Raw genomic sequence first — 15,691 nt, 5'->3', positions numbered from 1 at the left:
GGGAAGACCTCCCCAAGGTGAGTCGGCGCAAAGCCGGCCGGACAAAGCAAAACACATGATAAGGTTATAATGACATGAGACATGCCCGCGGTTACCGCCGACTGAACCGGACCCATGAGCACCGCAAAGCTCTCTTCGCCAACATGGCTGGCTCGCTGATCGAGCACGAGCAGATCAAGACGACCCTGCCCAAGGCCAAAGAACTGCGTCCGATCATCGAAAAACTCATCACCCTCGGCAAGCGTGGCGATCTGCACGCCCGCCGTCAGGCGCGCGCGCAGCTGAAGCAGGACGCCTACGTGGCGAAGCTCTTCGACGTGCTCGGCCCCCGCTACGCCGAGCGTCAGGGCGGCTATGTCCGCGTGCTGAAGGCTGGCTTCCGCTACGGTGATATGGCGCCCATGGCGATCATCGAATTCGTCGACCGTGACGTGGATGCCAAAGGCGCCGCCGACCGTGCCCGCGTCGAGGCCGAAGAGGCCGCCGAGGGCTGATCCTTCGGCGATCGCGATATCACAGGCCCTCGGGAGACCCCCGGGGGCCTTTTTGGTTTGCCAGGCCTTTGACACTTTGCGCAAGGCGCGCGGCTGGCCTAGAGCTGAGACATGTCTGATCTGTTTGACACCAGAGACACGGCGGACGCGCCAGCGGAGACCCGGCATCGCCCCTTGGCCGACAGGCTGCGCCCGGCTGCGCTTGGCGAGGTCATCGGGCAGGATCACTTGCTGAATCCCGAAGGCCCGCTGGGCTCCATGCTCGCCGCCGGGTCGCTGTCGTCGTTAATCCTCTGGGGACCGCCGGGCGTGGGCAAGACCACTATTGCGCGGCTGCTTGCGCGCGAGACGGACCTGCATTTCGTCCAGATCAGCGCGATTTTCAGCGGTGTGCCAGAGCTGCGCAAAGTGTTTGAGGCCGCCAAACAGCGCCGTGCGGCGGGGCAGGGGACGCTGCTGTTCGTCGACGAGATCCACCGCTTTAACAAAGCGCAGCAGGATGGGTTTCTGCCGCATATGGAGGACGGGACGATTCTGCTGGTCGGGGCAACTACCGAAAACCCGTCCTTTGAATTGAATGCGGCGCTCTTGTCCCGCGCGCAGGTGCTGGTGCTGGCACGGCTCGGGTCAGAGGCGCTGGATCAGCTCATCACCCGCGCCGAAGAGGCGCTCGGCACAGCGGTGCCCCTGACGCAAGAAGCGCGGACGGCGCTGGCAGAGATGGCGGATGGCGACGGGCGGGCGCTCCTGAATCTTGTGGAGCAGGTGGCAGCCCTCAGGGCGCAAACCCCGCTCACCCCCGCCGATCTCCAGTCCCGTCTGCAACGGCGCGCCGCGCAGTACGATAAATCGGGCGAAGCGCATTACAACCTGATCTCCGCCCTGCACAAATCCGTGCGCGGCTCGGATCCCGACGCGGCGCTCTACTGGCTGGCGCGGATGCTGACGGGCGGCGAGGATCCGCGCTATCTGGCGCGGCGGATCACCCGGATGGCGGTCGAGGATATCGGCCTCGCCGATCCGCAGGCGCATCGGGTCTGCCTCGATGCTTGGGAGACCTATGAGCGGCTGGGCAGTCCCGAGGGCGAGCTGGCGCTGGCGCAGGCGGTGACTTATCTGGCGCTCTCACCGAAATCCAACGCGGGCTATGTGGCCTACAAGGCGGCCATGTCTGCCGCGCGTCAGACCGGCTCGGAACCGCCGCCGAAGATCATTCGCAATGCGCCGACGAAGTTGATGAAAGAGCATGGTTACGGTGCAGGTTACGCCTATGACCACGACGCCGAGGACGCATTTTCCGGGCAAAACTACTTCCCGGACGGCATGGCCCGGCAGAGCTTTTACCAGCCGGTGCAGCGGGGCTTTGAGCGGGAACTGAAAAAGCGTCTCGACTGGTTTTCCGATCTGCGGGCCAAGCGGAATCGGGCGGGCGAAGATTGACACCGCGCCTGCCTTTGGACAGGAGGACGGGATGATACCGATTTTCTTCCAAGTTGCTCTGGGTGGCGCCATTGGTGCCACTGCCCGCTGGGGTCTCGGCCTCTGGGTTGCCCGCGTGGCCGGGCCAGGCATGCCGCTGGGGGTTCTTAGCGCCAACGTGCTGGGCTCGCTGGCGATGGGACTCTTCATGGGGCTGGCCGCCGCGCGCGGATGGGGGTCCTTCAGTCCCTTTGTGGCGACCGGGGTCCTTGGCGGATTTACCACCTTTTCGTCCTTCTCCCGCGAGGCCATCGAGCTGATCGAGGCCGGGCAGGCGGGGACGGCGATCCTTTATATTGCCCTGTCCGTGGGGGCCGGCCTCGGCGCTCTGTATCTGGGGCTGACACTGGCGAGGGCCATGGCATGAGCGGCGTTCACTTTCGGGAAGTCAAACCGGACGAGGGCGATCAGCGCCTCGACCGCTGGTTCCGCGGTCACTATCCGCAGGTGCCTCAGGGCCGCATCGAAAAGATGTGTCGCAAGGGCGAAATCCGGGTGGATGGCGGCCGGGTCAAGGGCTCGACCCGGGTCGAAGCGGGCCAGACCGTGCGCATTCCGCCGCTGCCCGACGCCCCTGCGCCGCAGCCCTTCGTTCAGCGCACCCGCGTTTCCGACGCAGATGCTGAAATGATGCGCAACGCAGTGCTGTACCGGGACGACGATATCATCGCGATCAACAAGCCCGCCGGGTTGCCGACACAGGGTGGTTCCGGTCAGACCCGCCATGTGGACGGCCTGTCCGAGGCGCTGCAATTCGACGCGGAGGATAAACCGCGCCTCGTTCACCGGCTGGATAAGGACACCTCGGGTGTGCTGCTCTTGGCGCGCAACCGGCAGGCGGCCAAGGCCCTGACTGATGCGTTGCGTCACAAGGCGACGCGCAAGATCTACTGGGCTGCCGTTGCAGGCGTACCATTTCCGCGCACAGGTACGATCAAGTTCGGACTGGTCAAGGCGCCGGGCCATGGGCGCGGCGGCGAAGGCGAAAAGATGATCTGCCTGCACCCCGACGACGTCCGCCAGACCGAAGGCGCCAAGCGCGCCGAGACCGACTTTACCGTGATTTCCGCTCTGGGCGGTCGGGTATCGTGGTGTGCGCTGGAGCCGGTCACCGGGCGGACCCACCAGCTCCGGACGCATATGGCAGAGCTGGGGCATCCGATTATCGGGGACGGCAAATATGGCGGCTCGGGGCAGGAGAATCTCGGTGATGGCTGGGGGGCACAGCTGGGCGGCGAGATGAGCCGGAAGCTGCATCTCCACGCGCGATCGCTGACTTTCCGCCATCTGGGGACCGGCGCGCCGCTGACCGTGACCGCGCCCTTGCCCGAGCACATGGTGCGGACGTGGAAATCGCTCGAATGGTCGCTCGATGACGCGGCGGATGATCCGTTTTCGCCGGAGGCCTGACCTTTGAAGCTCGCGCTCTTCGACATGGACGGAACGCTGATCGACAGCCAGGGGCATATCGTCCAGTCCCTATCCGCCGCCTTCGCTGCGATTGACCGTCCCGCGCCAAGTCGCGCCGAGATCCTGTCACAGGTTGGACGTTCCCTGCCACTCTTTATGCGGGCGCTGGCGCCGGGTCTGGAGCCGGAGGAGGAGGAGCAGGCGCTTAACGCTTACAAGGCCAGTTACAAGGCGATGCGCGAGCGCGGCGTGCCGCCGCTGTTTGAAGGCATCGCGGATGTGCTGGAGGCGATCCACGCGCAGGACGACTGGCTCTGGGGTATCGCGACGGGCGCATCCTGTCGCGGGCTGAACGCGATTGCGGAGGGTCATGCCTTGCGACTTGCGACACGCCAATGCGCCGATGATCATCCGTCTAAACCCGACCCCTCAATGGTCTACGCGGCGCTGCAGGAAACCGGGGTAAGCGCGGTGGATGCCGTGGTCATTGGCGATACGGTCTTTGACATGGAGATGGCTGCAGCGGCTGGTGTGACGGCGCTGGGCGTGAGCTGGGGCTATCACCGTCCGATGGATCTGCTGGATGCAGGGGCGGTCGTGGTGGCGGAGACGCCTGCAGATATTCTGGTGGAATTGCAGAGGATGTGGGGATCGAATGGCTGAGTGGGCAGCGCGCAGGTTCTGGAAAGAAGCGACTGTCGAGGCGCGAGGTGACGGTTTCGCCGTGCTTCTCGACGGTCGGCCGATCAAAACTCCGGCAGGGGCGCCTCTGAGCCTGCCGACCGCAGATCTGGCGCGCGCGGTCGCCGATGAGTGGGCCGCGCAGCAGGAGGTCATCGACCCCAACATGATGCCGCTGACCCGGATGGCCAATTCAGCCATCGATAAGGTCGGGGCAAAGCGGGCCGAAGTGATCGCGATGCTGACCGAATACGGTGATACGGATCTGCTGAATTACCGGGCCACTGAACCGCTGGAACTGATCGCGCGGCAGTCCGAAGCCTGGGACCCGATTCTCGACTGGGCGGCCGGGCAATTCGGCGTCCGGATGAAGGTCACGCAAGGTGTGATGCCGGTGGCGCAAGATCCGCAAGCATTGGCGATGCTGGCCGCACCCATGCATGAGATGAGCGATTTCGGACTGACGGCTTTCCACGACCTTGTCACCTTGTCCGGCTCTCTTGTCTTGGCTCTGGCGCTGGTTGGCGGCGCGCGGGACGCAACTGAGATCTGGGATCTGTCGCGTTTGGATGAGCGCTGGCAGGCGGAGCTTTGGGGCGAAGATGAAGAAGCGGCAGAGCAGGCGGAGCTGAAGAAGGCTGCGTTTCTGGATGCTGTCGCATTTTGGTCGCTCCACAGAATGTGACCCGCGAGCCGGGCTTTGTGAAATGTCCGGAATTCGCCATACACTCGGGATTTTTCGGATATTTCAAAACTGAATACGACCGGAGTCCCTTGACGCCCGTCTCCGATTGCCGCCAAAGTCTTTCCAGTTTTCGACCCCGGAGGGTCGGATTCAGAAAAACGCCGATCTGAACGGCGATAACGAGTCGGAAGGGCTGACCTTTCGGACACATCAGGAAGAGGTTTACATGAAAAAAACCAAGATTCTCGGCTTTGCCGCTGCAACTCTCGTTTCGGCCGGTGCTGCCTATGCGGGTACGCTCGAAGATGTGCAGGCGCGCGGCACCCTGAACTGTGGTGTGAACACGGGTCTGGCCGGCTTTGCATCACCGGACGCCAATGGTGAGTGGCAGGGCTTTGACGTGGCCTATTGCCGCGCTCTGGCGGCCGCCGTTCTCGGCGACCCGAGCGCCGTCGAGTTCAAGTCGCTGACGGGCAAGACCCGTTTCACCGCACTTGCCTCCGGCGAGATCGACATTCTGGCCCGTAACACCACCTGGACATTCAGCCGCGACGTGGACCTGAAGTTTGATTTCGTCGGTGTGAACTACTACGACGGTCAGGGCTTCATCGTACCCAAGGATCTGGGCGTGACTTCCGCCAAGGAACTCGACGGCGCCACGATCTGCGTGCAGACGGGTACCACCACCGAGCTGAACCTGTCGGACTTCTTCCGCAAGAACAACATCAGCTACGAGCCGGTAAACATCGAAACCGAGGCCGAAGCCAAGCAGCAGTATCTGTCCGGTTCCTGTGATGCCTTCACCACTGACGCGTCCGGCCTCGCGGCTAGCCGTGCCACCTACGAAGACCCTTCGGCGCACGTGATTCTTCCCGAGATCATCTCGAAAGAGCCGCTCGGCCCCGTGGTCCGTCATGGCGACAATGACTGGGCCGATATCGCCCGCTGGACCCTGAACGCGCTGATTGCTGCCGAAGAATACGGCGTGACCTCCGCGAATGTGGGCGAAATGAGCGCTGCCGCGACCGACAATCCCGAAGTGAACCGTTTGCTCGGCACCGAAGGTAACCTTGGCGAAATGTATGGCCTGTCGGCCGACTGGGCTGCCAAGGCGATCAGCGTCGGCGGTAACTATGGTGAAATCTTCTCCAAGAACATCGGTGAAGACACCCCGATCGGTCTGGCCCGCGGCCTGAACGCGCAGTGGACCGAGGGCGGCCTGCTCTACTCCCCGCCGTTCCGCTAAGATCGCTTGTGAAGGGGGGCGCCATCCGCGCCCCCCTTTGCATTTCCCAACAAGAACAAAAATCGACCGCAGCTTCGTCTGAAAGGTCGAAATGGGAGAGAAAAGAATGTCATCCGCCCCTGATACCAGCGCAGGGCAAGCTGGCGGTTTCCGCCTGTCCATGCTGCTGAACGACACACGTTATCGTGGTCTGACATTCCAGTTCATCGCTTTGGCCGTCATCATCTTCCTGATGTTCTGGCTGGGTACGAATCTGGTACGCAACCTGGCCGCTGCCGGCCTCAACATTTCATTCCGCTTTCTTGGCGAAACGGCCAATTATGACATTGGGCAGAGCCTGATTGAGTATAGTAGCCAATCGACCCACATGCGCGCGGCCATGGTCGGCCTGCTGAACACGCTACTGGTCGCTTTCCTTGGGTGTGTCCTCGCGACGATCATCGGCGTGACAGCGGGCGTGCTGCGCCTGTCGAAGAACTGGCTCGTGGCCCGCCTCATGTCCGCCTATGTCGAAGCGTTCCGCAACGTACCGGTCCTTATCTGGATCCTCGTGATCGGAACGGTGGTCTCGCTGGGACCGAGTCCAAAGGTCTATCTGGGCGATGACCCGGAGCGCGGTCTCTTCCTCGGTCTGTTCGCCTTTACCAATCGTGGCCTGACCGCGCCCGCCCCTGTCTTTGGGCCGGGGTCTCTCTGGGTGGTGCTCACGCTGGTGGCTTCGATCATCGGGGTCATTGCCTATCTGAAGCACCGCAAAAAGACGCTGTTCTCCACCGGAACGCTGCTGCCCACATGGCCCGTCCCGGCTTTGCTGATCGTGCCCACGGTGCTGGTGTTCTTTATCCTCGGCCAGCCGATCAAGCTGGACATGCCCGATCCGTTGGCGAACCGTTTCAACCTGCAGGGCGGGTTTGAAATCGGGCGTCCGTTGATCGCGCTGTGGCTGGCGCTGTCGGTTTATACCGGAGCCTTTATCGCCGAGAATGTGCGTGCTGGTATTCTCGCCATCTCCAAGGGCCAGACCGAAGCCGCTGCGGCGCTGGGGCTGCGTCCACGCCGGATCATGAACCTCGTTGTTCTGCCGCAGGCGCTGCGGGTGATCATCCCACCGTTGATCTCGCAATATCTGAACCTGACCAAGAACTCGTCCCTGGCCATCGCGGTCGGTTATACCGACATCACCGCGACGCTGGGCGGGATTACCCTGAACCAGACCGGGCGGGCCATCGAGTGCGTGCTGCTCCTGATGCTGTTCTACCTGCTCATCAGCCTGTCGATCTCGGCGGTGATGAACGTCTATAACGCCTCGGTCGCGTTGAAGGAGCGTTGAGATGAGCGACACACACGCAGAATCCGTCGCCTATGTCCGCGATACCTTTATCCCACAACAAGAACCGCCCGTCCGTGAAAAGGGCGTGGTCAAGTGGATGCGCGAGAACTTGTTCTCGTCCGTCCCTTATACGATCCTGTCGCTGCTGGCGCTCTGGGCAATCTGGAGCATCCTGTCGAGCTTTCTGCCCTGGCTGCTGAACGGTGTCTGGAATGCCAGCTCTCTCTCCGAATGCCGCGAGACTCTCGATGGCGCGCGGGGTGGGTGTTTCGCTGTGCTGAGCGAGCGCTGGAACCAGCTCCTGTTCGGCTTTGCCTATCCGTCAGAGTTTTACTGGCGGCCGACTCTGGCCTTCGTGCTTCTGTTCGCAGCAGCGGCGCCGGTGCTGGTGCCGATGTTGCCGCGAAAGCTCCTGATCTTCACGCTGGTCTACCCTTTTCTGGCGTACTGGCTGATCTGGGGCGGAACCATTGTGGCGCCCATCATGGGACTCGTTGGCCTGATTGTTGGCGCGGTGGTGTTCCAGACCCTGTCTCACCGAGGCTTTGCCATCGGCGTTCTTGGCGCGGTCATCTCAGCGATCGCGATCTGGTGGATAGGCGGCAGCCTCGCAGGCGGTCCCCTGTCCGGCGTGATGGCGCTGGAACAGGTGGAGTCGGCGAAGATGGGCGGCTTCATGCTGAACATGATACTCGGCACCGTTTGCGTCTCGTTGTCTTTGCCATTCGGGATCCTGCTGGCGCTGGGGCGACAGTCGAAACTGCCGATCATCCGGGTCTTCTCGGTCTGCTTCATCGAGTTTATCCGGGGCGTTCCGCTGATCACGCTTCTGTTCGTGGCCAACGTGGTTCTGGCCTACTTCCTGCCGCCGGGGACGAACTTTGACCTGATCCTGCGGGTGATCATCATGATCACCATGTTCGCCTCCGCCTATATCGCCGAGGTGATCCGGGGCGGTCTGGCGGCACTGCCGCGCGGTCAGTATGAGGCTGCGGACAGTCTTGGGCTCGACTACGCGCAGGCCATGCGTCTGATCATCCTGCCGCAGGCTCTGAAGATCTCCATCCCCGGTATCGTCAACGTGGCGGTGGGTCTGTTCAAGGACACGACGCTGGTCTCGATCATCTCGATGTTCGACGTTATCGGCATGATCCGGGGTCCGATCCTGTCTTCGACCGAGTGGAGCGGCGTCTACTGGGAGCTCTATGGCTTCGCGGCGCTGATGTTCTTTGTCATCTGCTACGGCATCTCTCAATATTCCCAGTGGCTCGAGCGCAGGCTTGCCACGGATCACCGTTAAGGAGCGTTACACATGGAAACGGGTACGCACTCCGCGGCTGCACCGCGCAGCCAGATGCAGATCTCGGATGAGGTCGCCATCGAAATCCAGAAGATGAACAAGTGGTACGGGGCCTTCCACGTGCTGCGCGACATCGACCTGACCGTCTACCGGGGCGAGCGGATCGTGATTTGCGGGCCTTCGGGGTCCGGCAAATCGACGCTGATCCGCTGTATCAACGCATTGGAGGAACACCAGCAGGGGCGGATTGTCGTGGACGGCACGCACCTGTCTTCGGATCTCAAGAATATCGACCGGATCCGGTCCGAGGTCGGCATGTGCTTTCAGCACTTCAACCTCTTCCCGCATCTCACGATCCTCGAAAACTGCACCCTCGCGCCGATCTGGGTCCGCAAGATCCCCAAGCGCGAGGCCGAGGAAACCGCGATGCATTTCCTCGAAAAGGTAAAGATCCCCGATCAAGCAAACAAATATCCGGGCCAGCTCTCGGGTGGTCAGCAGCAGCGTGTGGCCATCGCCCGCTCGCTCTGCATGCGGCCCCGGATCATGCTGTTCGATGAACCCACCTCTGCCCTCGACCCCGAGATGATCAAGGAGGTGCTCGACACCATGATCGAGCTCGCCGAGGAGGGGATGACCATGCTCTGCGTGACCCATGAAATGGGCTTTGCGCGGCAGGTCGCGAACCGGGTGATCTTTATGGCCGATGGTCAGATCGTGGAGCAAAACGAGCCTGAGGCGTTCTTCAACAACCCTCAGAACGAGCGCACCCAGCAGTTCCTGAGCCAGATTCTCGGGCACTGACCTCTGGTCGGGGCTTTGCGTCTGGACACGGTTCGGCGCCCCTGATAACAGCCCAACATTCCGCGGCCCCGGATTCGTTCGGGGCCGTGGTTTTTATTGGATAGGGGACCTACGGGGCCCTTCACCCGCGGCGGGCTCGCCCCGTCGCCACAGATACGGAAGACAGGAAGCATGGCACTTAAGTCGTACAAGCCGACGACGCCTGGCCAGCGCGGGCTGGTACTGATCGACCGTTCGGAACTGTGGAAAGGTCGTCCGGTCAAGGCTCTCACCGAGGGTCTGACCAAGAAGGGCGGCCGGAACAACACCGGACGGATCACGATGCGCCGCCGCGGCGGCGGAGCAAAGCGGCTCTACCGCATCGTCGATTTCAAGCGGACCAAGCACGACATGGAAGCGGTCGTTGCGCGGATCGAATATGACCCCAACCGGACTGCGTTCATCGCTCTGGTTCAGTACACCGATGGCGAGCAGCGCTACATCATCGCGCCGCAGCGTCTGGCAGTGGGTGACAAGATCATCTCCGGCGCCAAGGTTGACGTAAAGCCCGGCAACGCAATGCCCTTCTCCGGCATGCCGATCGGTACCATCGTTCATAACATTGAGCTGAAGCCCGGCAAGGGTGGCCAGATCGCACGCGCCGCGGGCACCTACGCCCAGTTCGTGGGCCGTGACGGTGGCTACGCCCAGATCCGTCTCTCCTCCGGTGAACTCCGGATGGTGCGTCAGGAATGCATGGCCACGGTTGGCGCGGTGTCGAACCCCGACAACTCGAACCAGAACATCGGTAAAGCGGGCCGCAACCGCCACAAGGGCATCCGTCCCTCCGTGCGTGGTGTGGTCATGAACCCCATCGACCACCCCCATGGTGGTGGTGAGGGCCGGACCTCGGGTGGTCGTCACCCGGTGACGCCCTGGGGTAAGCCGACGAAGGGTGCACGCACCCGCAACACCAAGAAGTCGTCGCAGAAGCTTATCATCCGCTCGCGTCACGCCCGTAAGAAAGGCCGGTAATCTATGGCACGTTCCGTCTGGAAAGGGCCTTTCGTGGACAGCTATGTCCTCAAAAAGGCCGAAAAAACCCGGGAGTCGGGCCGCAACGAGGTCATCAAGATCTGGTCGCGCCGCTCCACCATCCTGCCCCAGTTCGTGGGCCTCACCTTCGGTGTGTACAACGGCAAAAAGCATGTGCCGGTGAACGTGACCGAGGACATGATTGGCCAGAAGTTCGGGGAATACTCGCCGACGCGGACCTATTACGGTCACGCTGCGGACAAGAAAGCCAAGAGGAAGTAAGCCATGGCGAAGGACAAGAATCCCCGCCGCGTGGCCGAAAACGAGGCAATGGCGAAGACGCGCATGCTGCGCACCTCTCCGCAAAAGCTGAACCTCGTGGCCGGCATGATCCGCGGTAAGAAGGTTGAGGCGGCGCTGACCGACCTGACCTTCTCCAAGAAGCGCATCGCCCAGGACGTGAAGAAATGTCTTCAGTCCGCTATCGCGAACGCTGAGAACAACCACAATCTGGACGTCGATGAGCTCATCGTCGCCGAGGCGTGGGTGGGCAAGAACCTGGTGATGAAGCGCGGTCGCCCCCGTGCTCGTGGCCGCTTTGGCCGGATCCACAAGCCGTTCTCGGAAATCACGATCAAGGTCCGCCAAGTCGAGGAGCAAGCCTGATGGGTAACAAGGTCAACCCGATCGGCATGCGGCTTCAGGTCAACCGGACCTGGGACAGCCGCTGGTATGCCGACACGAACGAGTACGGCGATCTCCTCCTCGAGGATATCCGTATCCGTGAGTTCATCAAGGAAGAGTGCAAAGCCGCCGGCATTAGCCGTGTGATTATCGAGCGTCCGCACAAGAAGTGCCGCGTCACGATCCACACCGCCCGCCCCGGCGTCATCATCGGTAAGAAAGGCGCGGATATCGAAACCCTGCGCCGCAAGCTTGCCGCGATGACCGAGAGCGAGCTGCACCTGAACGTCGTCGAAGTGCGTAAGCCCGAGCTCGACGCTCAGCTGGTTGGTGAGTCCATCGCCCAGCAGCTCGAGCGTCGTGTGTCGTTCCGCCGCGCCATGAAGCGCTCGGTTCAGAACGCCATGCGCATGGGCGCCCTCGGCATCCGCGTGAACCTCGCCGGCCGTCTCGGCGGCGCCGAGATCGCCCGGACCGAGTGGTATCGTGAGGGCCGCGTGCCGCTTCATACCCTGCGTGCCGATATCGATCACGCGCAGGTCGAGGCTCTGACGGCCTACGGCATCATCGGGATCAAGGTCTGGATCTTCAAAGGTGAGATCATGGAGCATGACCCGGCCGCCCGCGATCGTCGCGCCCAGGAACTTCAGGATGGTCCCGCCCCGCGCGGCGGCCGCCGTTAAGGAGGGCAGGATATGCTTCAACCGAAGCGCACTAAATTCCGCAAGATGCACAAGGGCCGCATCCATGGCAAAGCCAAGGGTGGCTCCGAGCTGAACTTCGGCTCCTTCGGCCTCAAGGCCGTCGAGCCCGAGCGGATCACCGCCCGTCAGATCGAGGCCGCCCGTCGTGCCATGACGCGCCAGATGAAGCGTCAGGGCCGCGTGTGGATCCGCATCTTCCCCGACGTTCCCGTGACCGCCAAGCCCATCGAAGTGCGTATGGGTAAAGGTAAGGGTTCCGTCGACCGGTGGACCGCCAAGGTCAAGCCGGGCCGGATCATGTTCGAGCTGGACGGTGTTCCCGAGGACATCGCCCGCGAGGCGCTGCGTCTGGCCGCCATGAAGCTGCCGATCAAGACCCGCGTCGTTCAGCGCGAAGACTGGTAACCCAGCCTTAGCAAGAATTGAAAAAGGGCGGGGTTTTTCCCCGCCCTTTGCGTTTTCATCCGAGCGGCAACCACTGCTTATCCCTGAGACAAGGCCGCGAAGTTTGGCTGCCCGTTCGACGCCATCAGCCCGCCGTCCACCGGTAGCACCACACCATTCACAAACGCGGCGTCATTTCCGGCCAGGAAGGCGATAACGCTGGCGATCTCTTCCGGCTCAACGAGGCGACCCATCGGAATGCGCGCAGCGAATGCATCCATCGCCTTCTGGTTCTCACTCAGACCCGCTGCAAGACGCGTATTGGCGGTAGCGGGAGCGACTGCGTTTACGCGGATGCCTTCCATACCCAGTTCCAACGCGAGGCTTTGGGTCATCAGTGATACTGCGCCCTTGGAAGTGTTGTAGCCATACATTCCCCAATCGGCACGCAGACCCGACACGGAGGACACGTTCACAACGTTGCCCTTGGTCTTACGCAGATAGGGCAGGGCGGCGAGGGTCATATACCGAACGCCGTGGACGTTCACGGTCAGCATGGCCTCGAAATCGTCGTCGCTCAGCCCGTCAGCACCGCCGGGCTTGACCACTCCGGCATTGTTGACCACCACGTCGATCCGGCCAAAAGCCTCTATCGCCTTGTCGATCACGCGCTGCACGTCGTCTTTCTTACTGACGTCACCGGGTGCGGTCACCGCGTGTTCTCCGATCTGGCGCGCCACCTCTGCCAACGGATCATCGCTGCGCCCGTTCAGAACCACGTTGTAACCGTCCTGCGCAAAGCGTTTGGCCGTAGCCTTACCGATCCCGGTTCCTGCGCCTGTCACGATCACTGTCTTACGCTTACTCATCACAAGCTCCTGTCTCTGTGTCTCTATCGGAGATGTGGCGCGCTCACGCTTCATAGCAACCCTGAGATGAAGATCACGCGACGTTACACGCGGATCTTCGGGATAAATTCTGCTCGCGCTGCAACGAGGACAGGTCTATGACGCGTCCATGGCACAGATTGAAAACCTCTTCGTCACCCCGCTTTATCGCGCCCGTCTGTCTGAGCATGGTCCGGCCATTGATACGGAGGAGCTGGAAAATTCCTGTATCGCCATCGCCGAAGATGACGAGGCGGGGCAGGATTGGTGCGAGGAGAACGGTTATCCCGGCTATACGAGCTACGCGTCTCTCACCGATCTGCCTTGGCGGTTCCCAATCTTTGCGGACGTGGTCAAAGTTCTTGATGCGCACGTGGCAGCCTTTGCCCAAAGCCTGGAATTTGATCTCGGAGACAAATCTCTGGTGCTGGAAGATCTCTGGATCAATATCCTGCCCGAAGGTGGATCTCACGGATCGCACATTCACCCTCATTCGGTGATCTCAGGAACGACCTATGTGTCCATGCCGGAGGGTGCTTCGGCTTTGAAGCTCGAAGACCCCCGTCACGCCATGATGATGGCGGCACCGCCGCGGGTAAAGGAGGCCCGACGGGATCTTCGCAGCTTTATCTATGTTCAGCCCGATGTGGGTGACGTGCTCCTTTGGGAGAGCTGGCTGCGCCACGAGGTCCCGATGAACATGGCCGAAGACGAGCGTATCAGCGTCAGCTTCAATTATAAGTGGGAGTGAGGCTGCTCCTTTTGCCCCAAACTATTTGAGCGGCGAAGGGTGGCGCAGATGTCCCGCGGACGCGGGCGAGCGAAATCTGCTGACGTGACGTCCGAATTGCTTTGATCTCTGGATTTCGCCGAATCTCCCGTCTCGCGAGTTCTGTCGGATATCCCCCCTCGGGCATCGCACGGCGCAGCCCGCGCCAAACCTCTTCGCCTAGCATGTCTCTGGCCGTTGGCCCGGGGAAGAAACTCTCAGCGAGGATGCCGTTTGCCCTGATGATATGGTGCCGTGGGAGCAGAATATGCCAGAAATGGTCCTCTTCGCGGAGCGTCCGTCGTTCCATCGGCATAAGATCGGATAACTTCTTCGCCGGGATCAGGACTTCTTCGCCTTCAAGGTCGCAGAGGACCCGGTGCTGTTGGGACACCCAGAGTTGCTCGTGCAGACTGTCGGGCAGAGTGATGCCGTAACAGTCGCGACCATTGCCTTCCTGGGGGCGGCTATATCCGAGCCAGCGGATCTGCTGATAACCGCCATCGAGGGTCCAGACCTTCGTCCCGATGCCAAGGGTTTCCACCTTGCGCCAACCGCGATCCGTCAGGATCCGCGAGCCGGTGACATAGCATACGGGGGCGTAAGCCGCATCTAAAGCCAGAGGGTTGTCGCCGACGTAATTGGTGTATTGCTGGGTGGTCAGATCGATCCGCGCGATTTCGGACCGGACATTGTAGTCGACGAGATCTGCATCCAGTAAATCCAGCAAGACAGTCCCGTCCTGCAGCGCCCTGAGCTGCACAGTCTGGTTGGTGAAGACCTTGCCGTTGAGGAGGGTGATCGTTGCCTCGGTCGTTCGGACAGCGAGGGAGTAGATATCTTGCGACCCGGTCAGCGTCGCGCTGTCTTCAACCTTGTAAATGTCCTCAGCACCGCCGGCGCCCGCGCCGGATGTGTCGTAAAACGTCCCACCGTTACCGTTGATAAACGTTCCGGTCGTTGATTCAGCGACGGCGGTCGTGGTGCCAGTGGTGTCGAGCCCGTTGACGTTGAAGGAAGTAGGCGACAGCTGCGGGACCAGCTGTGACGTACCGTCCCAGACTGCATCGGTCAGCAAGACGAAATTGTCTGGCTGCTCTACGATGGTGGCGCGGTTGATGTTGAAGCCGCCGTAATCCGCGTCATGCGCCGTTGGAGTTATGCTCTCAATTGGCTTCGCATAAAGATCGCTGGTTCCGTCGGTCCACGTGCTGTTCCGGATGACAAAAACACGTCCATCCGAATCCTGCATGATGTTAATCGAAGCTGTGTCCGTATCACCGTCTTCGTACGTGATCGTTGCCGTGACGGCGCCCAAATAGTCGAACTCGGTGTTATAGCCGGTGCCGCCGAGGCTGTAGGTCATGTAGTCCGTGGACAGGAGCGTGGCACTCGCATCCTAGTGGATGTCCACGACATTTGCTTCGCCATCAACATCGACAAGGGTCACATCGACTTTGTCTTGTGACAACGGGCTGCCCGCGCTGCCAAAGGTCTGGTTCAGCAGGACAGACGCGATATTAGAGGTGGTCGCGGGATTTCGGACCGGGTGCTAATCGGTAGTGTCTGAGGAAGAACGCACAGAAATGACGAAACGGAAACGCTATTCGGCAGAGTTCAAGGCGAAGGTGGCTTTGGAAGCCATCCGCGAGGAGCTGACGACGGCCGAGCTGGCCAAGAAGTATGACAGCCACCCTACCATGATCAGCGGCTGGAAACGGACCGCGATTGAGAACATGGCACAGGCCTTCACCGGCCAGGCGACCGCGGAGCCGACGATATCGGCGGCAGAGGTCGGAAAGCTGCACGCCAAAATCGGG

Annotated in this window: 19 protein-coding genes; 17 read left to right on the top strand and 2 right to left on the bottom strand. The window is 61.5% G+C overall.

The window, feature by feature from the left end:
* Positions 1-74: 74 nt before the first annotated feature.
* The 15 genes from rplQ to rplP all read left to right on the top strand — a co-directional run bounded on the left by rplQ (position 75) and on the right by rplP (position 12,236).
* Complete coding sequence (rplQ, locus tag FEV53_RS01095; RefSeq protein ID WP_142832974.1) at positions 75-494, top strand: 50S ribosomal protein L17; 420 nt, start codon at positions 75-77, stop codon at positions 492-494.
* Between the two features lie 111 nt (positions 495-605).
* Positions 606-1,934 carry a replication-associated recombination protein A gene (locus tag FEV53_RS01090; RefSeq protein ID WP_142832973.1) on the top strand — a complete coding sequence of 443 codons (1,329 nt, stop codon included), beginning with the start codon at positions 606-608 and terminating at the stop codon, positions 1,932-1,934.
* 31 nt (positions 1,935-1,965) lie between these two features.
* A complete protein-coding gene (gene crcB, locus FEV53_RS01085; protein ID WP_142832972.1) occupies positions 1,966-2,340 on the top strand; it encodes a fluoride efflux transporter CrcB in 375 nt (124 codons plus the stop codon).
* Positions 2,337-3,383, top strand: coding sequence for an RluA family pseudouridine synthase (locus FEV53_RS01080; RefSeq protein ID WP_142832971.1), 1,047 nt, complete (start codon positions 2,337-2,339; stop codon positions 3,381-3,383). Before crcB ends, FEV53_RS01080 begins: the two co-directional genes overlap by 4 nt.
* Before the next feature lie 3 nt (positions 3,384-3,386).
* Positions 3,387-4,046: an HAD-IA family hydrolase gene (locus FEV53_RS01075; protein ID WP_142832970.1), complete on the top strand. Its 660-nt coding sequence runs from the start codon at positions 3,387-3,389 to the stop codon at positions 4,044-4,046.
* A complete protein-coding gene (locus FEV53_RS01070; protein ID WP_142832969.1) occupies positions 4,039-4,749 on the top strand; it encodes an ATP12 family chaperone protein in 711 nt (236 codons plus the stop codon). Before FEV53_RS01075 ends, FEV53_RS01070 begins: the two co-directional genes overlap by 8 nt.
* Positions 4,750-4,975: 226 nt before the next feature.
* Positions 4,976-5,995 carry an amino acid ABC transporter substrate-binding protein gene (locus FEV53_RS01065; RefSeq protein ID WP_142832968.1) on the top strand — a complete coding sequence of 340 codons (1,020 nt, stop codon included), beginning with the start codon at positions 4,976-4,978 and terminating at the stop codon, positions 5,993-5,995.
* A 106-nt stretch (positions 5,996-6,101) separates the two neighbouring features.
* Positions 6,102-7,325, top strand: a complete 1,224-nt coding sequence (locus FEV53_RS01060) for an amino acid ABC transporter permease (RefSeq protein WP_142832967.1) — start codon at positions 6,102-6,104, stop codon at positions 7,323-7,325.
* Between the two features lies 1 nt (position 7,326).
* The gene (locus FEV53_RS01055) at positions 7,327-8,625 is read left to right on the top strand and encodes an amino acid ABC transporter permease (RefSeq protein WP_142832966.1); all 1,299 of its coding nucleotides are present in this window, start codon (positions 7,327-7,329) and stop codon (positions 8,623-8,625) included.
* A gap of 54 nt (positions 8,626-8,679) precedes the next feature.
* Positions 8,680-9,429 (top strand): amino acid ABC transporter ATP-binding protein, encoded by a 750-nt coding sequence (locus FEV53_RS01050; RefSeq protein WP_142833130.1) that lies wholly within the window; start codon positions 8,680-8,682, stop codon positions 9,427-9,429.
* Positions 9,430-9,600: 171 nt separating this feature from the next.
* Positions 9,601-10,443: a 50S ribosomal protein L2 gene (gene rplB / locus FEV53_RS01045; RefSeq protein ID WP_142832965.1), complete on the top strand. Its 843-nt coding sequence runs from the start codon at positions 9,601-9,603 to the stop codon at positions 10,441-10,443.
* A 3-nt stretch (positions 10,444-10,446) separates the two neighbouring features.
* Positions 10,447-10,725 carry a 30S ribosomal protein S19 gene (rpsS, locus tag FEV53_RS01040; RefSeq protein ID WP_142832964.1) on the top strand — a complete coding sequence of 93 codons (279 nt, stop codon included), beginning with the start codon at positions 10,447-10,449 and terminating at the stop codon, positions 10,723-10,725.
* 3 nt (positions 10,726-10,728) lie between these two features.
* On the top strand, positions 10,729-11,109 hold the full coding sequence (gene rplV, locus FEV53_RS01035) for a 50S ribosomal protein L22 (RefSeq protein WP_142832963.1): 381 nt from the start codon (positions 10,729-10,731) through the stop codon (positions 11,107-11,109).
* Positions 11,109-11,810: a 30S ribosomal protein S3 gene (gene rpsC / locus FEV53_RS01030; protein WP_142832962.1), complete on the top strand. Its 702-nt coding sequence runs from the start codon at positions 11,109-11,111 to the stop codon at positions 11,808-11,810. Before rplV ends, rpsC begins: the two co-directional genes overlap by 1 nt.
* A gap of 12 nt (positions 11,811-11,822) precedes the next feature.
* Entirely contained in the window at positions 11,823-12,236 is a 414-nt protein-coding gene (rplP, locus tag FEV53_RS01025; protein ID WP_142832961.1) for a 50S ribosomal protein L16, read from the top strand.
* A gap of 77 nt (positions 12,237-12,313) precedes the next feature.
* On the opposite strand, the gene budC is transcribed toward rplP, so the two are convergent.
* A complete protein-coding gene (budC, locus tag FEV53_RS01020) occupies positions 12,314-13,084 on the bottom strand; it encodes a meso-2,3-butanediol dehydrogenase (RefSeq protein WP_142832960.1) in 771 nt (256 codons plus the stop codon).
* A 148-nt stretch (positions 13,085-13,232) separates the two neighbouring features.
* Between budC and FEV53_RS01015 the strand changes: the two genes are divergently transcribed.
* Complete coding sequence (locus tag FEV53_RS01015; protein WP_142832959.1) at positions 13,233-13,853, top strand: TIGR02466 family protein; 621 nt, start codon at positions 13,233-13,235, stop codon at positions 13,851-13,853.
* Here the strand turns inward: FEV53_RS01015 and FEV53_RS01010 are convergent.
* Positions 13,834-15,237: a Hint domain-containing protein gene (locus FEV53_RS01010; protein ID WP_142832958.1), complete on the bottom strand. Its 1,404-nt coding sequence runs from the start codon at positions 15,235-15,237 to the stop codon at positions 13,834-13,836. The two genes, FEV53_RS01015 and FEV53_RS01010, sit on opposite strands and share 20 nt — an antisense overlap.
* Before the next feature lie 220 nt (positions 15,238-15,457).
* Here FEV53_RS01010 and FEV53_RS01005 point away from each other — a divergent pair.
* On the top strand, positions 15,458-15,691 hold a 234-nt coding region (locus tag FEV53_RS01005), incomplete at its 3' end, for a transposase (RefSeq protein WP_142832957.1).

The organism is Palleronia caenipelagi, assembly GCF_007004065.1.
Lineage (GTDB): Bacteria > Pseudomonadota > Alphaproteobacteria > Rhodobacterales > Rhodobacteraceae > Palleronia > Palleronia caenipelagi.
The sequence above is the reverse complement of the archived record's forward strand: the minus strand, read 5'-3'. Positions and strand labels throughout refer to the sequence as shown.